General features: G+C 59.2%; 17 protein-coding genes. 8 read left to right on the forward strand and 9 right to left on the reverse strand.

Annotated elements, in window-relative coordinates; genetic code table 11:
• Positions 1-13 precede the first annotated feature (13 nt).
• Positions 14-1423 (reverse strand): 3-isopropylmalate dehydratase large subunit, encoded by a 1410-nt coding sequence (gene leuC / locus K7A42_RS10575; protein WP_045533396.1) that lies wholly within the window; start codon positions 1421-1423, stop codon positions 14-16.
• Positions 1424-1836: 413 nt separating this feature from the next.
• Here leuC and K7A42_RS10580 point away from each other — a divergent pair, with 413 nt between their 5' ends.
• Positions 1837-3114, forward strand: coding sequence for an MFS transporter (locus tag K7A42_RS10580; protein WP_022556971.1), 1278 nt, complete (start codon positions 1837-1839; stop codon positions 3112-3114).
• 47 nt (positions 3115-3161) lie between these two features.
• On the opposite strand, the gene K7A42_RS10585 is transcribed toward K7A42_RS10580, so the two are convergent.
• From K7A42_RS10585 to rplS, 3 genes are all read right to left on the reverse strand, one after another.
• A complete protein-coding gene (locus tag K7A42_RS10585) occupies positions 3162-3995 on the reverse strand; it encodes an amino acid ABC transporter permease (protein ID WP_112765643.1) in 834 nt (277 codons plus the stop codon).
• Entirely contained in the window at positions 3992-4789 is a 798-nt protein-coding gene (locus K7A42_RS10590; RefSeq protein WP_004443949.1) for a transporter substrate-binding domain-containing protein, read from the reverse strand. Before K7A42_RS10590 ends, K7A42_RS10585 begins: the two co-directional genes overlap by 4 nt.
• A 123-nt stretch (positions 4790-4912) precedes the next feature.
• A complete protein-coding gene (gene rplS, locus K7A42_RS10595; protein ID WP_003505101.1) occupies positions 4913-5452 on the reverse strand; it encodes a 50S ribosomal protein L19 in 540 nt (179 codons plus the stop codon).
• A 265-nt stretch (positions 5453-5717) separates the two neighbouring features.
• Here rplS and K7A42_RS10600 point away from each other — a divergent pair, with 265 nt between their 5' ends.
• Positions 5718-6464, forward strand: a complete 747-nt coding sequence (locus K7A42_RS10600; protein ID WP_006698271.1) for a sulfite exporter TauE/SafE family protein — start codon at positions 5718-5720, stop codon at positions 6462-6464.
• Here K7A42_RS10600 and trmD read toward each other — a convergent pair.
• From trmD to ffh, 5 genes are all read right to left on the reverse strand, one after another.
• Positions 6446-7144, reverse strand: a complete 699-nt coding sequence (gene trmD / locus K7A42_RS10605; protein WP_282455136.1) for a tRNA (guanosine(37)-N1)-methyltransferase TrmD — start codon at positions 7142-7144, stop codon at positions 6446-6448. The genes K7A42_RS10600 and trmD overlap by 19 nt on opposite strands.
• A gap of 4 nt (positions 7145-7148) precedes the next feature.
• The gene (gene rimM / locus K7A42_RS10610) at positions 7149-7715 is read right to left on the reverse strand and encodes a ribosome maturation factor RimM (RefSeq protein ID WP_037090166.1); all 567 of its coding nucleotides are present in this window, start codon (positions 7713-7715) and stop codon (positions 7149-7151) included.
• 120 nt (positions 7716-7835) lie between these two features.
• Positions 7836-8213: a 30S ribosomal protein S16 gene (gene rpsP / locus K7A42_RS10615; protein ID WP_004443943.1), complete on the reverse strand. Its 378-nt coding sequence runs from the start codon at positions 8211-8213 to the stop codon at positions 7836-7838.
• A gap of 33 nt (positions 8214-8246) precedes the next feature.
• Entirely contained in the window at positions 8247-8564 is a 318-nt protein-coding gene (locus tag K7A42_RS10620; protein ID WP_003505091.1) for a chorismate mutase, read from the reverse strand.
• An 11-nt stretch (positions 8565-8575) separates the two neighbouring features.
• Complete coding sequence (ffh, locus tag K7A42_RS10625; protein WP_004443941.1) at positions 8576-10147, reverse strand: signal recognition particle protein; 1572 nt, start codon at positions 10145-10147, stop codon at positions 8576-8578.
• 325 nt (positions 10148-10472) lie between these two features.
• Here ffh and K7A42_RS10630 point away from each other — a divergent pair, with 325 nt between their 5' ends.
• The 6 genes from K7A42_RS10630 to K7A42_RS10655 all read left to right on the forward strand — a co-directional run bounded on the left by K7A42_RS10630 (position 10473) and on the right by K7A42_RS10655 (position 16538).
• The gene (locus tag K7A42_RS10630) at positions 10473-11543 is read left to right on the forward strand and encodes an MBL fold metallo-hydrolase (protein ID WP_045533555.1); all 1071 of its coding nucleotides are present in this window, start codon (positions 10473-10475) and stop codon (positions 11541-11543) included.
• A gap of 109 nt (positions 11544-11652) precedes the next feature.
• Positions 11653-12552 (forward strand): diaminopimelate epimerase, encoded by a 900-nt coding sequence (dapF, locus tag K7A42_RS10635; protein WP_282455137.1) that lies wholly within the window; start codon positions 11653-11655, stop codon positions 12550-12552.
• Positions 12549-13823 carry a tRNA (N(6)-L-threonylcarbamoyladenosine(37)-C(2))-methylthiotransferase MtaB gene (mtaB, locus tag K7A42_RS10640; protein ID WP_282455138.1) on the forward strand — a complete coding sequence of 425 codons (1275 nt, stop codon included), beginning with the start codon at positions 12549-12551 and terminating at the stop codon, positions 13821-13823. Before dapF ends, mtaB begins: the two co-directional genes overlap by 4 nt.
• A gap of 32 nt (positions 13824-13855) precedes the next feature.
• On the forward strand, positions 13856-15292 hold the full coding sequence (gene ftsY, locus K7A42_RS10645; RefSeq protein ID WP_282455139.1) for a signal recognition particle-docking protein FtsY: 1437 nt from the start codon (positions 13856-13858) through the stop codon (positions 15290-15292).
• A gap of 2 nt (positions 15293-15294) precedes the next feature.
• The gene (locus K7A42_RS10650; RefSeq protein ID WP_004443928.1) at positions 15295-15945 is read left to right on the forward strand and encodes a septation protein A; all 651 of its coding nucleotides are present in this window, start codon (positions 15295-15297) and stop codon (positions 15943-15945) included.
• Positions 15942-16538 (forward strand): DUF2585 domain-containing protein, encoded by a 597-nt coding sequence (locus K7A42_RS10655; RefSeq protein ID WP_174149951.1) that lies wholly within the window; start codon positions 15942-15944, stop codon positions 16536-16538. Before K7A42_RS10650 ends, K7A42_RS10655 begins: the two co-directional genes overlap by 4 nt.
• The last annotated feature ends 3 nt before the right edge of the window (positions 16539-16541 follow it).

The raw sequence follows: 16541 nt of genomic DNA on the forward strand, positions 1-16541 counted from the left end.
CTTCACCCGGCAATCACTGCCACTCACGAACGTCAACAAAATGACCCGCAATGGCTGCCGCCGCCGCCATGGCGGGGGAGACGAGGTGGGTACGGCTCTTATAGCCCTGACGGCCTTCGAAATTGCGGTTCGAGGTGGACGCGCAGCGTTCGCCGGGTTTCAGGCGGTCGTCATTCATGGCAAGGCACATGGAGCAGCCTGGCTCGCGCCATTCGAAACCGGCTTCGAGGAAAATCCTGTCCAGACCTTCCTTTTCCGCCTGTTCCTTCACGAGACCGGAGCCGGGCACGATCATGGCCGAAACGGTGGGAGCGACTTTACGGCCGTCAACGATCTTCGCCGCCGCGCGCAAATCCTCGATGCGGCCATTGGTGCAGGAGCCGATGAAGACACGGTCGATGGCGATATCGGTGATGCGCGTGCCGGGCTTCAGGCCCATGTAGTCAAGCGCACGCCACTTGGAGGCGCGCTTGTTTTCTTCCTCGATGTCGTCGGGATTGGGAACAATGCCTTGAACAGAGGTTACATCTTCCGGAGAAGAGCCCCAGGAGACGATAGGCGGAAGATTGGCCGCATCGAGGATGACGACCTTGTCGTAATGGGCGCCCTCGTCGGATTTCAGAGTCTTCCAGTAGGCGATCGCCTGTTCCAGCGTTTCGCCCTTCGGCGCACGCGGCTTGTCCTTGATGTATTCGAAGGTCGTTTCGTCAGGCGCAATCAGGCCGGCGCGGGCGCCGCCCTCGATGGTCATGTTGCAGACCGTCATGCGACCTTCCATGGAGAGCGAACGGATCGCCTCACCAGCAAATTCGATGACATGGCCGGTGCCACCGGCGGTGCCTATCTCGCCGATAATGGCGAGGATGATGTCCTTGGCGGTAACGCCCTCGGGGATTTTGCCATCGACACGCACCAGCATGTTCTTGGCTTTCTTCTGGATCAGCGTCTGTGTGGCCAGAACATGCTCAACTTCGGAGGTGCCGATGCCATGCGCCAGTGCGCCGAATGCGCCGTGGGTGGAGGTGTGGCTGTCGCCGCAGACGATCGTCATACCCGGCAGGGTGAAACCCTGTTCGGGACCGACGATGTGAACGATGCCCTGGCGCTTGTCGCGTTCGGAATAATATTCAACGCCGAAGTCCCTGGCATTCTGAGCCAGCGCTTCCACCTGAATGCGGCTTTCTTCGTTCTTGATGCCTTCCAGCCGGTCGGCGGTGGTCGGCACGTTATGATCGACCACAGCGAGCGTGCGGGCCGGCGAATGCACCGGACGGCCGGCGATGCGCAGACCTTCGAAGGCCTGGGGGCTCGTCACCTCATGAACGAGGTGACGGTCGATATAGAGAAGACAGGTTCCATCCGGGTCGCGATTGACGACGTGGTCGTCCCAGATCTTGTCATACAAAGTGCGGGGTGCGCTCATGGCTCTGTGCCTTGTCATGGAAAAGGATAATAGGGTTCAGTAAGGCGGTGGACAGCGGTGCTGTCAGGCGAGCCTAAGTCGGCTGGTGAGCGCCCCGGAAACGCGCGCAAAGAAGCGTGCCGGCAGACGCTTGTGGTCCTGCAGCACATACACATTCTGAGCGAGACATCCGAATTTAGATCCCATGGCAACTTTCATAGCAGATCGATGGTTTTACGGCAACATGAATGCGCAGGAGACAGGCTGAAGGACAGGATCGTGCCAGCACTATGCACTGCATCACGGCGAGACGGCCTGCCCAGCAACGCTTTGCAATTGTTATGATGCAACGCAACTTGCCTATTTTGCAGCGCACATATAGATGGGTTCCCTTATCATTTGCATTCGACGAGAAATCGAAGGGAGGAAAGCATATGGTATCCGAAAAGGCCCTTATCTCGAAGATCACCTGGCGGCTCATGCCGTTTCTTGGCCTTCTCTATCTCATCGCCTATATCGACCGACAGAATGTCAGCTATGCCAAGCTGCAGATGGTCGATGCGTTGAGCCTCAGCGAATACGCCTATGGTCTTGGCGCGTCGCTGTTCTTCATCGGCTACTTCATCTTCGAAGTGCCGAGCAACCTGTTCCTCAACCGCTTCGGCGCCAGCAAATGGTTTGCCCGCATTCTGGTTTCCTGGGGGGCCGTCACAATTGCGCTTGCTTATACGCAGAACGCCACGATGTTTTACATCCTGCGCTTCCTGCTCGGGCTTTGCGAGGCGGGCTTCTTCCCGGGTGTGCTGTTCCTGATGACGCTCTGGTTCCCGCGCGATTATCGCGGCCGCATGATCGGCCTGTTCATGATCTTCAGCGCGCTCGCCAATGCCATCGGCGCGCCGCTCGGCGGCATGTTGCTCGATCTCGACGGTTTCCTCGGTTATGCCGGGTGGGAATGGGTATTCCTTGCCACTGGTATTCCGGCTGTGATCGCTGGCATAGCCACCTTCTTCTATCTGGATGATACGCCCGAAAAGGCCAAGTTTCTGTCGCAGGACGAGAAGGACTGGCTGAAGAACCGGCTTGCCGAAGAGAACAAGGGCATGGAAGAGCATGCGGAAGATGGCTTCAAAGCCCTGATCAATCCGCGGGTTCTGTTCATGTCGCTCTGCTATGTTGGATTTCCGCTGGCCGCCTATGGTCTCAGCTACTGGCTTCCAACCATCGTGAAGAGCTTTGGCGTTTCCAACACCGCGAACGGTTTCATCAACATCATCCCCTGGGTGATCGTTGCCGTTGCCTTGTTCGTCGTGCCTCTGGCGGCCGATAAGGCAAAGAACAAGACGCCCTATATCGTTGGTCCTGCCTTTATCGGTGCGTTTTGCCTGCTGATGTCGGCATTGCTGAGCGACCCGGTGTTGCAGTTCGCTTTCCTCTGCATCGCCGCTGCAGGTATCTTTGCAGGCCAGCCGGTGTTCTGGAGCCTGCCCGGCCGCTTCCTCAAGGGAGCGGGCGCTGCTGCGGGTATCGCCGCCATCAATTCGGTCGGCAATCTCGGTGGCTTCGTGGCGCAAAACGTCGTGCCCTGGATCAAGGATCAGACCGGCAGCACCATTGCGCCGATGTTCTTCCTTGCCTTCTGCCTCGCGCTTGCCGGTGTGCTAGTCATCATCGCCACCCGCAAGATGGGCAATCAGGCTCAAACCGCCTGAACCAAAAGAGAGGGATGGCCGGATTGCTTCCGGCTGTCCCCTTTCCCTCATCCTTGTTTCGAGCGCATCGCCTTTTCAATCCGCCGCAATATCAGTGATAGGCCTATGGTCAAGATCAGGTAGATATAGGCGACGATCGAATAGGTCTCGAAAAACCGGAAAGAACCGGCGGCATAGACTTTTCCCATTTGGGTGATGTCGGTGACGCCGAGCACCGAAACAAGTGAGCTGTCCTTCACCATCGACACGAAATCGTTCGAAAGCGGCGGAAAGATCGTCCGGGTCGCCTGTGGCAGAGTGATCAGCCTGAAGCGCTGATAGCGGCTGAAACCGAGGGCCTTTGCTGCCTCGATCTGCCCCTCCGGAACGGCCTGTATGCCGGCGCGGAATATCTCTGCAATGAAAGCCGCATAACCGATGGTCAGTGCGATGATCGCCCGCCAGATCAATGATACGTCCCGCACAAGCAAAGGCTCCACCCATCCCTGTGAGACAAGCGGAGCAGTCAGCCCGTTATAGAGCGCCACCAGGCCTGGCGTTCCCACAAAAGCGATGTAGAAAAGCAGAACGATGATCGGTATGCCGCGAACCACTTCGATGTAAAACCGTGCCACTTGCCGTGCCACGATATTATCAGCCATTCCGACGAGGGCGATGCAAAGGCCAAGCAATGTTGCCAGCATAAAGGCCATGAGCGTGACGGAAACCGTGATGCCGACACCTTTTGCCACGGTGCTGAACACCTGCGTGTAAATGCCATTGACAGCGATCATCGCGGCAAGGGCAATGCCGATCACGAGGATCGCGAGCAGCCACCAGGGAAAATCCTCGCTCGTGCTGTTCTGCGTGTTCCGCTTTGTTGTGGCGTCGTGCAGCGTCATTCGCCAAGCTTGTAGTCGAGGAACCACTTCTTATCGAGTGCGGCGAAGGTGCCGTCCGCCTTCAGCGCCGCGATCGCGGCATTGACAGGGGCAACGAGATCGGAACCTTTTTTGAAGATGAAACCGAAGTCATCGCCGCCAAGCGGACCACCGATCAGTTTGAGCGTGCCGTTTGACGCATCGACATAACCCTTGCCGGCAACGCCATCGGTGAGCACGAGGTCGACATCGCCTGTTTTCAACGCCTGAACGCTGGCGCCGAAGGTTTCCATCAGGCGAAGGCGCGGATTTTGCTCGTTGCCATCCAGAACATCGTAAACGGCCGTGTAGAAGGGCGTGGTGCCGGCCTGTGCGCCAACGAGACCTTTATCGAAGGCGGCGAAACTCTTTGCGTCGGTAAAGCGGTTTTCGTCTGCCCGCACCAGCATGAACATTTCCGAACGCATATAAGGGACGGAGAAATCCACTTTTTCCCTGCGGTCGTCCTTGATGCTGATTCCGGTCATCCCGATGTCGTATTGCCCCGCAGAAACTGACTGTATCATCGCGTCCCAGGAAATATTTTGATATTCGACCTTGAAATTCAGCCGTCTGGCGATCTCTTCCATCGCATCATATTCCCATCCGATGGCTTTTCCGCTTTTCGGGTCGACGAATTGCAGCGGCGGATAGGCATTTTCCGTGACCACGACGACGGTGCGTCCCTCAAGATCCGGCAGATCGACGGCGCCGGCGAGTGCAGGCGTCATGGCCAATACGGCGAGGGCGGCGAGAAACGGGCGTCTGGCGATCATGAAAGGCTCCGGAGCGATTTTTCTCAAATTGCACGCTTGCCGGAGCGAGAGCAAGACATGTGAGCGCAACAAAAAAGGCGGTCCCAAGACCGCCTTTTTCGTAAATCCAGTAAACTGGAAATCTTATTCTGCTGCGGTTTCTGCAGCCTTTGCTGCTTCTTCTGCTGCCTTGGCTTCAGCAGCTTCGGCTGCTGCCTTTTCGGCGGCGAGAGCCTGTGCTGCTGCTACCTTTTCAGCTTCCAGACGTGCCTTTTCTTCGGCAGCTGCCTGGCGCTCGGACTCGTTCAACTTACGGGCGCGCGTACCGGTGTTTTCAACGATACGGGCAGCCTTGCCGCGACGGTCGCGCAGATAGTAGAGCTTCGCACGACGAACCTTACCGCGGCGAACGATTTCAACGCCTTCGACCAGCGGCGAGTAGATCGGGAATACGCGCTCGACGCCTTCGCCGTAGGAGATCTTGCGAACGGTGAAGCTTTCGGAAAGGCCGCCGCCGGAACGGGCGATGCAAACGCCTTCATAAGCCTGAACGCGGGTACGGTTACCTTCGGTAACGCGCACGTTCACGCGCAGCGTGTCGCCCGGAGAAAACTCAGGCAGGGTGCGCTTTGCTTCGATCTTGGCAGCTTGTTCGGCTTCCAGCTGCTGAATGATATTGGTCATGTTAACCTCTGATTTCTTCTGAAACAGCCAGAGCGCTCAACGGTTGCCTGTCGGTCGATGCCTTCAGGCCATGCCTTGCGGCAGGAGCGGGTTCGCCATTCTTTGCTTGCGGTTAAAGGGGTAAACCCCAATTCCACGCGGGCACATACACGAGGATGCACCGTTTGTCATCCCTTCATGACAATTTTTATCAATTCTTCGCCGCGCTCTGACAGTTGCGAAGCGGCTTTCGGCCGGATATGGCATGAAAACCTTGGGAGGGGCCATGTCCATATTCATCGTTCTCATGCTGTTTGCAACCGGCTTTCTGTCAGGTGTCGTCAATGCGATTGCCGGCGGCGGCACATTCCTGACCTTCGGTGCGATGACGCTGGCCGGCCTGCCGCCGATTGTCGCAAACGCCACGTCGGCGATCGTGCAGTTTCCGGGCTACGTCACGTCCGTCATCGCCTATGGGCCGGAGATACGCGCCCATTGGCGCGAGGCGATCCTTCTGTCGGCTGTTTCTGTCGTCGGTGGGCTGGGTGGATCGCTCCTGCTTCTGTCGCTCGACAACCCCTCCTTTCGTCAGCTGGTTCCATGGCTGCTTCTCGCCGCCACCGCCGTTTTTGCCGCCGGCCCTTGGCTCAGGCCGAAGGCAAGCACCGAGCGCTCTCCCGGCAATCTGCCGAGCCTCGTCTTCCAGGGGCTTGCCTCCATCTATGGCGGCTTTTTCGGCGCAGGAATGGGCATCATGATGCTTGCCATCCTCGGAATAACCTCGGGCGGGAGCTATCATCATCTCAACGCTTTGAAGAACCTGCTGTCGGTGGTGATTGCGGTCATCGCGATTACGATCTTCGTCAGCGGCGGTGTTGTCTCCTGGTGGGCGGCGCTCATCATGTTTCCCGCGGCAGCGCTTGGCGGCTATGCGGGCGTGCACACGGCGCGGCGGGTGCCGCAGTGGGTCATTCGCTGGCTGGTGATTGCGGTCGGGCTGGTGCTGACGGCTTATTATTTCGTCTCGACCTGAGGCTTCTCAAGAAGGTCGGGCCGCCTTTCCTTCGTCAGCTTCAGCGCCTGTTCATGACGCCATTTGTCGATGACGGCGTGATTGCCGGAGGTGAGAACGGCGGGGATATCACGGCCTTCCCAGAGTTGCGGGCGGGTGTAATGCGGATGCTCCAGCAGCCCGCCCTCGAAGCTCTCATGCACGCCGGAGAGATCGTTGCCCATGACACCAGGCAGGATGCGAACGACGGCATCAAGCAGCGTCAGCGCCGCCGGCTCGCCGCCGGAGAGAATGTAATCGCCGATCGACACCTCCTCCAGCCCGCGTGCTTCGATGACGCGCTGGTCGACACCTTCGAAACGGCCACAGACGATGATCGCGCCGTCTCCCGCCGCCAGTTCGCGCACACGGGTCTGCGACAGCGGTTTGCCGCGGGGGCTCATCAGCAGCCGTGGCCGGGTGTCGCCATTCGAAACGTGATCGATGGCCGCGGCCAATACGTCCGGCTTCAGCACCATGCCAGCGCCGCCGCCTGCCGGCGTGTCATCGACGCTTCTATGCCTGTCGGCGGCAAATTCGCGGATTTGTACGGCATCCAGCGACCATTGCCCCCGCTCCAGCGCCTTGCCGGCTAGCGAATATTGGAGATGTCCCGGAAACATTTCCGGGTAGAGCGTCAGAACCGTCGCCTTGAAGGTCATGGATTTATTTCTTACCGAACGGCGGTACGCCGTTTGGGTCCTTGTCGTCCGGGTTATCGATCAGGCCGGCGGCCATAGGGTCGATGAGGATGCGACCGGCTTCGAGGTCGATTTCGAGCACCGCAGCCTCGGAAAAGGGAATGAGGGCAGGGCGGCGGCCGGCGCCTTTCAGTTCCAGCAGATCGCCTGCACCGAAATCATAGACGGCGCTGACGGCGCCGTAACTTTTTCCCTCGGCGTCAACGGCTTCCAGACCTTCCAGATCGGCGTAGTAGAATTCGTCATCGTCGAGTTCATCGTCCGGGAGATTGTCGCGCTCGATGAAGAGTTCCAGCCCGTTCAGGCTTTCTGCCGCATTGCGGTCGTTGACGCCCCTGAAGCGCACCACAACGACGTTCTTGCCCTCGCGGATTTCCAGGATTTCAAAAACGCGGCCATCGGCACTGACCAAATTGCCGTAATCGCCCAATGCCATCGGGTCATCGGTGTAGGTGCTGACACGGACTTCGCCACGCAGACCCTGCGCGCCACCGATTTTTGCCATGAGTATCGGGTTTTCCAGCTTTGCCATCGGGCCGTCCGTCTTCTGGTATTGGTTGCGTCAGCTTTAAGGTCTGTTGACGCCAAAATAAACAAAAAACGGGCGGCGTGGAAATCCACGCCACCCGTTCCTCAAAAGTTTCCGTGCAGATTATTCTGCAGCAGAGGCTTCCGCAGCGGCAGCGGCTGCATCTTCAGCCTTCTGCTTCTTTTCAGCAACGCGTTCCAGAGCGCGCTTGCCCGGCTTTGCCTTTTCCGGGTTGCTGCGAGCGGCGCGCTCGGCAAGGCCGGCTTCTGCGAGGAAGCGCAGAACGCGGTCGGTCGGCTGTGCGCCCTTGGCGATCCATTCCTTGATGAGGTCAGCCTTCAGCTCAACGCGCTGCGGGTTGTCCTTGGCAAGCATCGGGTTCCAGGAACCGACCTTCTCGAGGAAGCGGCCGTCGCGGGGCGAACGGGCGTCAGCAACAACGATCTGGTAATACGGGCGCTTCTTGGAACCACCGCGTGCGAGACGAATTTTCAGTGCCATGTCATTTACTCCTTAGGATGGCTTGTCCGCCGTTCAGGCGGTCTTTTCTGTGCCGCCATGTTCGGCGGCGATTGCTTCATGATGCCGGATGACTTCCTTGATGATGAAGTTCAGGAACTTCTCGGCGAAATCCGGGTCCAGATTGGCGTCCTTTGCCAGGTGGCGAAGGCGTTCGATCTGGTATTCCTCGCGCGCCGGGTCGGCTGGCGGCAAATTGTATTTTGCCTTCAGCACGCCCACCGCCTTGGTACAGCGGAAACGTTCGGCAAGAATGTGAACCAGTGCGGCATCGATGTTGTCGATCGACTGGCGGTATTCGGAAAGCTGGGCTTTCACCTCTGTATTGTTCATTGGCGTCCCCCTCACTTCTTTTTCGGAAAGCCGGGAAGGCCCGGCATGCCGCCAAGACCCGGCAGCTTTGTGCCTCCGAGGCCCGGCAATCCGCCCGGCAGACCGCCAAGGCCGGGCATTCCACCCGGCTTGCCGAGGCCGGCGGCTTCCGCCTGCTTCTGGAGCGCTTCAAGCTGCTTCGGATCGATGTTGGACAAATCAGGCATGCCGCCGCCCATCATGCCACCGAGACCCATCTTGCCGGCAAGGCCGCCCATCATCTGCTTCATGATGCCGCCTTTGCCCTTGCCGCCCATGGCTTTCATCATGTCGGCCATGCCGCGATGCATCTTCAAGAGCTTGTTGATTTCGGCAGCATCGGTGCCGGAACCGGCGGCGATGCGCTTCTTGCGGCTGTGTTTCAGAATATCCGGATTGGCGCGCTCCGCCTTGGTCATGGAGGAGATGATGGCAATCTGGCGGTCGAACATCTTGTCGTTCATGCCGGCGGAAGCCATCTTGTCCTTCATGCCGGCCATGCCGGGCATCAGCCCCATGATGCCGCCCATGCCGCCCATCTTTTTCATCTGGGCAAGCTGGTCGGCCAGATCGTTGAGGTCGAACTTGCCCTTGGCCATCTTCTCGGCCATGGCGCGGGCTTTTTCCGCATCGATGTTTTCGGCGGCCTTTTCGACCAGCGACACGATGTCGCCCATGCCGAGAATACGATCGGCGATACGGCGCGGGTGGAACTCGTCGAGTTCGTTCATGCGCTCGCCGATACCGATCAGCTTGATCGGCTTGCCGGTGACGGCGCGCATGGATAGGGCCGCACCGCCGCGGCCGTCACCGTCCATGCGGGTGAGAACAAGGCCGGTGATACCGACACGCTCATCGAAATTTCGCGCCAGATTGACGGCGTCCTGACCGGTCAGCGAATCCGCCACCAGCAGGATTTCATGCGGGTTGGACTTCTTCTTGATGTCGGCCATTTCCAGCATCAAGGGTTCGTCGATGTGTGTGCGGCCGGCGGTATCGAGAATGACGACGTCATGCCCGCCGAGCTTTGCGGCCTGCACGGCACGTGCGGCAATATCCGTCGGCGACTGGCCGGCAATGATCGGCAGGGTGTCGACGCCGGTCTGGACGCCGAGCTGGCGAAGCTGCTCCTGTGCGGCCGGACGACGCGTGTCGAGAGATGCCATCAGCACCTTCTTCTTGTCGCGGTCGGTCAGGCGCTTGGCGATCTTGCCGGTGGTTGTGGTTTTACCCGAGCCCTGCAGACCTACCATCATGATGACGACGGGGGCGGCCGCATGAAGGTCGATCGAGACGCCTTCGGTGCCGAGCATTTCGACAAGCTCGTCATGAACGATCTTGACGACCATCTGGCCGGGCTTGATGGATTTCAGAACGGCCGCGCCGACGGCCTTTTCACGCACTCTGTCGGTGAAGGAACGCACGACTTCCAAGGCCACATCCGCTTCCAGCAGCGCACGGCGAACCTCGCGCAGGGCGGCGGCAACATCGGCTTCCGTCAGCGCGCCACGGCCGGTCAGTCCATTCAGAATGGAACCAAGGCGGTCCTGGAGGTTTTCAAACATCGTTTCTTCCTTCTTCGTTCCGGGTTTCCGAAACGTCGGTGCTTTCGCTGGCAAAAACAAGACGCAAAGCCAAAAAGCACCCGAGGGCGCATCGCGCTGTCGGGTGTTGACCTCCGGGATCTCTTTATACCTTTTCGGGTCCCGGTCGGCGGCTTGGAGTCGTGAAACTGCCAGCTGATGGGCGGGATAAACAGGAAAGTGCCGGAAAAGTCAAGGCAGCGTTGGTTTCCGCCCGACAAAGCCTGCATTTCATCTTTGCGTGATCAGTCGTCGGCCGTCAGAGGCGGCGCTTGAACGGCGCCATTCTGCTCCCTATACATTTGTCATGAACCGTCGAAAATTTTTCCGTTTTTCCGCTGTTGGCCTGCTCGCTCTCGCGGGCGGCGGCCTTTATGCCCGTCGTTCAAGCGCCAGCGCCTATTATAGCGGCCCCATCTCCGATCATTTCGACGGGATACGCTTTTTCAATCCCGGTGGTACGCCACCCAGCAACTTCATGGGTCTGCTGAAATGGCGCTTCAATGGTGAACGCGCCAAGTGGCCGGAAAGCTATGCGAGCCCGTTTCCGTTTGCGAAACCGGACAGCCGGGTCGAGGGTAAAGACATGCGTGTCACCTTCATCGGCCATGCTTCCTTTCTTATCCAGACAGCGGGCCTGAATATTCTCGTCGATCCCGTGTGGTCTGAGCGCACGAGCCCGTTCAGCTTCGCCGGGCCCAAGCGCGTCAACCCGCCCGGTATCCGTTTTGAGGATCTGCCGCCCATCGATCTGGTGCTGGTAACGCATAATCACTACGACCATCTGGATATGGAGACGCTGAAGCGCCTGCATGTGGCGCACAAGCCGCTTTTCATCACGCCGCTCGGCAATGATGCCATCATCCGTACCGGCGTTCAGGCGGCGCGCATCGAGGTGGGCGACTGGGGTGATGTGATTGATGCCGGTGCGGTGAAAATTCACTTCGAGCCGTGCCATCATTGGTCGGCGCGTGGTCTGAACGACCGGCGCATGGCACTCTGGGCGGCGTTCGTCATCGAAACGCCGGGTGGGAAAATCTACCATATTGGCGATACCGGCTTTCACGAGGGCCTCAACTATCACGCCGCGCGCAAGAAGCATGGCGAGTTTCGTCTCGCCAACCTGCCCTTCGGCGCCTATGAGCCACGCTGGTTCATGAAGGGCCAACACCAGAACCCGGCGGAAGCCGTGGAAGGCATGAAGCTTTGCGGTGCGGCGCATGTCTGCGGCCACCATTGGGGTACGGTACAGCTCACCGATGAGGCGGTGGATGCGCCGCTTGTGGCCCTCAAGGCAGCGCTGACCGAACACGGGGTGGAGGAGAGCCGTTTCCGGCCGATGCGCCCCGGCGAGGTTTTCGACGTGCCTTCCGCCTGACAGCCGCCCCGTTTGCGCCGCAACAGTCTGGTAATTTGTCGGCCTTTCCGCCATATAGGGCGAAAGCACGGGAAAATCCCGTATGAAAAGCGGTTTCAGGTTTAAAGCGATGGCGAACACGGTCGAATTTGCGAAGATGAACGGACTTGGCAACAAGATTCTCGTTATCGACATGCGCGGCCGAAAGGATATGGTCACGCCAGAGGCCGCAATTGCCCTCAATGCCGATCCTGCCACGCAATTCGACCAGATCATGGCCATCCACGATGCGCGTATCGCGGGAACGGATGCCTATATCGACATTCTCAACTGCGATGGCACCAAGGCGCAGGCCTGCGGCAACGGCACGCGTTGCGTGGTGCAGGCGCTGTCGTCCGAAACCGGCAAGACCAGCTTCACCTTCCAGACGGTCGCCGGTATCCTGAATGCCGTCGAGCATGAAGACGGCATGATATCGGTCGATATGGGGCTCCCGCGTTTCCGCTGGAGCGACATTCCGCTTTCGGAAGAGTTCCACGATACCAGCCGCATCGAGTTGCAGATCGGGCCGATCGACGCGCCGATCCTGCATTCGCCCGCTGTGATGTCGATGGGCAACCCGCACGCCGTATTCTGGGTTGATCGTGATCCAATGGAGTTCGATCTCGAACGCTTCGGCCCGTTGCTCGAAAACCATCCGGTGTTTCCGGAAAAGGCCAATATCACGCTGGCGCAGGTGATTTCAGACAGCGCGCTTCGCACCCGCACCTGGGAGCGCGGCGCCGGGCTAACGCTTGCCTGCGGTTCGGCCGCCTGTGCTTCAGCTGTTTCCGCTGCCCGCACCGGCCGCACCGGCCGCAAGGTCAGCATCGATGTCGCCTCAAGCCCGATCCGCGTGCCGCTGACCATCGACTGGCGTGATGATAATCACGTCATCATGACCGGCCCGGCCGAATGGGAATGGTCAGGTTCTGTCGATCCCATTACCGGCTTGTGGGCGCGGGATGCTGTCGAGCGGGGGGCTGTATGAGCGGGGTCGAGGTCATAACCTTCGGCTGTCGTCTCAACACCTATGAATCGGAAGTGATGCGGGCGGAGGCCGAAAAGGCCGGGCTTAACAATGCCGTGCTGGTCAATACCTGCGCGGTGACCGGGGAAGCGGTGCGACAGGCTCGTCAGGCGATCCGCCGCGCCCGGCGCGACAATCCACATGCGCGCATCATCGTGACGGGCTGTGCCGCCCAGACCGAGAAGCAGACCTTTGCCGACATGCCAGAGGTGGATGCGGTGCTGGGCAATGAGGAAAAGCTGAAAAGCGCCTCCTATCGCGCGCTGCCGGATTTCGGCGTTTCGGCGGAGGAAAAACTGCGCGTCAACGATATCATGAGCATCAAGGCGACCGCGCCGCAGATGGTGAAGCACATAGACGGGCATGTGCGCGCCTTCATTCAGGTGCAGAACGGCTGTGATCATCGCTGCACCTTCTGCATCATTCCCTACGGGCGCGGCAATTCGCGCTCCGTGCCGATGGGTGCGGTGGTGGATCAGGCCCGCAGGCTGACGGAGAGCGGTTATTGCGAGATCGTACTGACCGGCGTGGATGCGACCAGTTACGGCGCCGATCTGCCGGGTGAGCCTTCTCTTGGTTATCTTGCCAAGACATTGCTGAAGCAGGTGCCCGACATTCTGCGCCTGCGCCTTTCTTCCATCGACAGTATCGAGGCCGACCACCATCTGATGGATCTGATTGCCGGTGATCCGCGTTTCATGCCGCATCTGCACCTGTCACTCCAGCATGGCGACGACATGATTTTGAAACGCATGAAACGCCGCCATTCACGTGCCGATGCCATCCGCTTCTGTCACGAGGTGCGGGCCCTCAGGCCCGATGTGGCCTTCGGCGCGGATATGATCGCCGGTTTTCCGACCGAGACTGAAGAGATGTTCGAGAACGCGGCGAGGCTTGCGGAAGAATGCGGCATTTCCAACCTGCATGTCTTTCCCTACAGCCCGCGTGCCGGCACGCCCGCCGCACGCATGCCGCAGCTGGACCGAGCGCTTGTGAAGGAGCGGGCGGCGAGGCTTCGCGTGCGGGGGGAGTCGCTTAAGGTGGCGCATCTGCAAGGAATGGTTGGTTCGGTGCAGACCATTCTTGTTGAAAACAACGGTTTTGCCCATACGGACAATTTCACGCTGGTGGCGGCACCTGATCTTGCCCCGCGCACCCTTGCGCGGGTTGCGATTACCGGCCACAACGGCAAACATCTGAATATGAGGCTTCTGGCGGCAGATGCGGCCTGAGGCAGCGCAAGAAAAGAGACACGGGAACAACCATGGCCCTCGGCTTCATCAAAAAAGTCTTTTCGTTCGGCAAGGACAAGGCCGAAACGGAAGAGCGGCCACAAGAGAATGCTGCGCTTGAGCGCGGCAATGAAAACGCCTCTTTCGAAGCGGCGCTGAGCGACGCCGAAGCGCATGATGCTGTCGACAGGGATCCTGTTTCCGAACTGGAGATGGAGACGGCCGGCGGCCCGGCCCCCGACGAGGCGGAAGATCTAGCCTCCTCCGGCGAGAATGAAGACGAGGACGCGCCGCTTCTTCCCGGTGCCGAGCTTTCCGGCGATATGGGCCTGGTGCCATTGTCGTTGCTACAGGCGGAAGCGGCTGCCGAGGAGCAGGTCGAGCCGACTCCGGAGGCTGCCGACGTCGTGCTTGATGCCGATGCGATGGATGCGCTGCTTGACGAGGCGGAAGCCGCGACCGCGCCTGAACCAATTGCGGTTCCACCAGCCCTGCCAAAGGGTTTTTCGTCCGCCAGCGAACGGCAGGAGCCTGCGCCTGCCGCACATGAGGTGAAACTGACATGGTTTCAGCGCCTGCGGGCCGGGCTTGCCCGCACGTCTTCGCAGCTAACCACACAGATTTCGGCGCTTTTCACCAAACGTAAGCTGGATGAAGATACGCTCGACGAGCTGGAAGATCTTCTCATCCAGTCGGATCTTGGTGTCGAGACCGCCATGCGCATCACCGGCGCGTTGTCATCCGAACGCTACGGTAAGGATGTGAGCGGTGAAGATGTGGCGCGCATTATGGCTGGTGAAATCACCAAGGTGCTAAAGCCTGTTGCCAGACCTTTGGAACTCGATCTCTCGCACAAGCCGCATGTCATTCTCGTGGTCGGCGTCAACGGTACGGGCAAGACGACGACCATCGGCAAGCTCGCCGCCAAGCTTTCTGGCTCGGGCCTCAAGGTGATGCTGGCGGCCGGCGATACTTTCCGCGCGGCAGCGATCGAGCAGTTGAAGATATGGGCCGACCGCACCGGCTCGGACTTTATCGGCACCAAGCTTGGGGCAGATGCCTCGGGTCTCGCTTACGATGCCTATGAGCAGGCTCGGGCGCAAAAAAGCGATGTGCTCATCATCGACACCGCCGGCCGTTTGCAGAACAAGACGGAACTGATGGCGGAGCTGGAAAAGATCGTGCGCGTGCTCGGCAAGCTCGATCCGGATGCGCCGCACACCGTGTTACAGACTCTGGACGCAACGACGGGCCAGAACGCCATGAACCAGGTGGAAATATTCCGCAATGTTGCGGGCGTTTCGGGCCTGATTATGACAAAATTGGATGGCACGGCGCGGGGCGGTATCCTCGTCGCCATCGCTGCAAAACACAAGCTGCCGGTCTATTTCATCGGCGTGGGTGAAGGTGTTGACGATCTGGAGCCCTTCGAGGCGGAAGATTTCGCCAAGGCCATTGCGGGAGTTTGAGTATGGATATTGAAAGCAATTCCAAGGAAAGCGAAAAGATGGTGGCGGAAATCAGCCCGCTCCTGAAATTCGTGCTTGAGCTTGGCCCGCTCGTTGTCTTCTTTTTCGCCAATTCCCGCGGCGAATGGCTTGCCACCACTTTTCCGGTTCTGACAGAGTTCGGTGGCCCGATCTTCATCGCCACCGGCCTGTTCATGATCGCGACGGCGATTGCGCTCTCCGTTTCCTGGGTGCTGACGCGCAAGCTGCCGATCATGCCGCTGATTTCAGGCATCGTGGTCTTCGTGTTCGGCGCTCTGACGTTGTGGTTGCAGAACGACACTTTCATCAAGATGAAGCCGACCATCGTCAACACGCTGTTCGGCGTTATTCTGCTGGGCGGCCTGTTCTTCGGGCAGTCGCTGCTCGGTTACGTCTTCAATTCCGCCTTCAAGCTGACGGATGAGGGCTGGCGCAAGCTGACGCTGCGCTGGGGCATCTTTTTCCTCTTTCTGGCGGTGCTGAACGAGGTTGTCTGGCGCATGTTCTCCACAGACACCTGGGTAGCCTTCAAGGTCTGGGGCACCATGCCGATCACCATCATCTTCACCATGGCGCAGATGCCGCTTGTGATGCGCCATTCTGTCGAGCCGCTTGGCAAGGACGAAAAATGACAGTTGCGGAGATGCCGGCTTCCCGTTCGCGTTCGCTTAAATGGTTCGGCGTGGCCGCCGGGCTGCTTCTCCTGCAGATCATCATTCTCTACGCCATGGGCCGCATTCCGATTTGTGAATGCGGTTATGTGAAGCTGTTCGAACCGGGCGTGAATACACCGGGCAACTCCCAGCACATCGCTGACTGGTACACCCCGTCACATATCATCCACGGCTTCCTGTTCTACTGGTTTGCGTGGCTGCTGTTCCGCAACAAGCCGCTTTCCATGCGGCTTTCCCTTGCGGTGCTGGTAGAGACCGCGTGGGAAATTCTTGAAAACTCGCCCATCATCATCGATCGCTACCGAACAGCGACGATGGCGCTGGGGTATACGGGGGACAGTATCCTGAACTCGGCGATGGACACGGTTTTCATGGCGCTGGGTTTCTTCTTCGCCGCCCGTGCGCCGGTGTGGCTAACGGTGGTGGTCGCCATCTTCTTCGAGATATTCACCGGCTGGCTGATCCGCGACAACCTGACGCTCAACGTCGTCATGCTTGTCTGGCCTGTTGAAGCCATAAAGGAATGGCAGAACGCGCTCCCGCAAATGTGAACG

The sequence above is a fragment of the Agrobacterium sp. InxBP2 genome (genome assembly GCF_026191755.1).
GTDB lineage: Bacteria > Pseudomonadota > Alphaproteobacteria > Rhizobiales > Rhizobiaceae > Agrobacterium > Agrobacterium pusense.

Bases quoted from the DNA above. Each gene is read 5' to 3' on its own strand.
- K7A42_RS10585 (WP_112765643.1), bottom strand. From the start codon at position 3,995: ATGACGCTGCACGACGCCACAACAAAGCGGAACACGCAGAACAGCACG.
- K7A42_RS10655 (WP_174149951.1), top strand. From the start codon at position 15,942: ATGACAGTTGCGGAGATGCCGGCTTCCCGTTCGCGTTCGCTTAAATGG.
- K7A42_RS10630 (WP_045533555.1), top strand. From the start codon at position 10,473: ATGAACCGTCGAAAATTTTTCCGTTTTTCCGCTGTTGGCCTGCTCGCT.
- mtaB (WP_282455138.1), top strand. From the start codon at position 12,549: ATGAGCGGGGTCGAGGTCATAACCTTCGGCTGTCGTCTCAACACCTAT.
- K7A42_RS10650 (WP_004443928.1), top strand. From the start codon at position 15,295: ATGGATATTGAAAGCAATTCCAAGGAAAGCGAAAAGATGGTGGCGGAA.
- rplS (WP_003505101.1), bottom strand. From the start codon at position 5,452: ATGACCAATATCATTCAGCAGCTGGAAGCCGAACAAGCTGCCAAGATC.
- ffh (WP_004443941.1), bottom strand. From the start codon at position 10,147: ATGTTTGAAAACCTCCAGGACCGCCTTGGTTCCATTCTGAATGGACTG.
- K7A42_RS10620 (WP_003505091.1), bottom strand. From the start codon at position 8,564: ATGAACAATACAGAGGTGAAAGCCCAGCTTTCCGAATACCGCCAGTCG.
- rimM (WP_037090166.1), bottom strand. From the start codon at position 7,715: ATGGCAAAGCTGGAAAACCCGATACTCATGGCAAAAATCGGTGGCGCG.
- dapF (WP_282455137.1), top strand. From the start codon at position 11,653: ATGGCGAACACGGTCGAATTTGCGAAGATGAACGGACTTGGCAACAAG.
- K7A42_RS10600 (WP_006698271.1), top strand. From the start codon at position 5,718: ATGTCCATATTCATCGTTCTCATGCTGTTTGCAACCGGCTTTCTGTCA.
- K7A42_RS10590 (WP_004443949.1), bottom strand. From the start codon at position 4,789: ATGATCGCCAGACGCCCGTTTCTCGCCGCCCTCGCCGTATTGGCCATG.
- leuC (WP_045533396.1), bottom strand. From the start codon at position 1,423: ATGAGCGCACCCCGCACTTTGTATGACAAGATCTGGGACGACCACGTC.
- K7A42_RS10580 (WP_022556971.1), top strand. From the start codon at position 1,837: ATGGTATCCGAAAAGGCCCTTATCTCGAAGATCACCTGGCGGCTCATG.
- rpsP (WP_004443943.1), bottom strand. From the start codon at position 8,213: ATGGCACTGAAAATTCGTCTCGCACGCGGTGGTTCCAAGAAGCGCCCG.
- trmD (WP_282455136.1), bottom strand. From the start codon at position 7,144: ATGACCTTCAAGGCGACGGTTCTGACGCTCTACCCGGAAATGTTTCCG.
- ftsY (WP_282455139.1), top strand. From the start codon at position 13,856: ATGGCCCTCGGCTTCATCAAAAAAGTCTTTTCGTTCGGCAAGGACAAG.